The organism is Nostoc sp. (assembly GCF_036917195.1).
Taxonomy (GTDB): domain Bacteria; phylum Cyanobacteriota; class Cyanobacteriia; order Cyanobacteriales; family Nostocaceae; genus Nostoc.
Map to the genome: position 1 here is coordinate 1 of NZ_JBALDG010000083.1, position 1,391 is coordinate 1,391.

The following is a 1,391-nucleotide window of genomic DNA, read 5'->3' on the forward strand; positions in this document are numbered from 1 at the left end:
AAGTCCAAATCTGTCACAGCACCAATGCTGCTAGAAGATACCAAAAAGGCATATTTCGCCAACACGCCTTTAGTGTAACGTGGTGCAGGAGGTTGCCAATTAGCACGACGACGAGCTAATTCTGATTCAGATATATTCAACTGCAATAAACGAGCCGGTGCATCAATAGTAATACTATCGCCTTCTTCAACAAGAGCGATCGCACCACCAACTGCGGCTTCTGGTGCAACATGACCAACCACCATGCCGTAAGTACCGCCAGAAAAGCGCCCATCGGTAATTAATCCTACAGCATCACCCAAACCAGCACCAATAATTGCTGAGGTAGGAGCCAACATTTCCCGCATCCCAGGGCCGCCCTTAGGCCCTTCGTAGCGAATGACGAGAATATCACCTGCTTGAATTTTACCCGCCAAAATTGCATTTAAAGAAGCTTCTTCTGATTCAAACACCCGGGCGGGCCCAGTAATTACTGGCTTTTTCACCCCGGTAATTTTGGCGACAGCCCCTTCCGTTGCTAAATTACCTCTAAGAATAGCTAAATGCCCTTGAGGATACATTGGGTTATTCCAGGGACGGATCACATCTTGGTGGGTGGATGGTTCTTCTGGTATATCTGCTAATATCTCTGCAATCGTTTGACCACTGATGGTAAGGCTATCACCATGTAATAAGTTATGTACAAGTAGCATCTTCATTACTTGCGGAATGCCACCAGCTTTGTGCAAATCTGTAGCGACATATTTACCACTGGGTTTTAAATCACACAAAACGGGGACACGAGCGCGGATAGTTTCAAAGTCATCTAGGGTTAACTCTACATTAGCAGCACGGGCGATCGCTAAAAAATGCAACACCGCATTGGTCGAACCACCTACCGCCATAATTACAGAAATGGCATTCTCTATAGATTTGCGGGTGATAATTTGCCGGGGTAAGATTTGTTGACGAATCGCTTCAACTAACACAAACGCTGATTTTTCCGTGCTGTCGGCTTTTTCGGCATCTTCCGCCGCCATTGTTGAAGAATAAGGCAAACTCATCCCCAGCGCTTCAAATGCTGAAGACATGGTGTTAGCTGTGAACATTCCCCCACATGAACCCGCCCCAGGACAAGCCCGACTTTCAACTTCTAATAATTCCTTTTCGTCAATTTTTCCAGCACTGTATTGACCAACGGCTTCAAAAGAACTGACAACAGTTAAATCACGTCCGTTGTAATGACCGGGTTTAATTGTGCCACCGTAAACGAATATTGCAGGGATATTCATCCGGGCGATCGCTAACATTGCCCCTGGCATATTCTTATCACAACCGCCAATGGCTAGCACACCATCCATACTTTGTCCAGTACAGGCGGTTTCAATGGAATCGGCAATGACTTCCCGTGA

Annotated in this window: 1 protein-coding gene; it reads right to left on the bottom strand. The window is 46.3% G+C overall.

The annotated features are described in order from the left end of the window. Window positions 1-1,391, bottom strand: a 1,391-nt coding sequence (gene ilvD / locus V7K40_RS29475) for a dihydroxy-acid dehydratase (RefSeq protein WP_334966088.1), incomplete at both ends; no start/stop codon positions are given.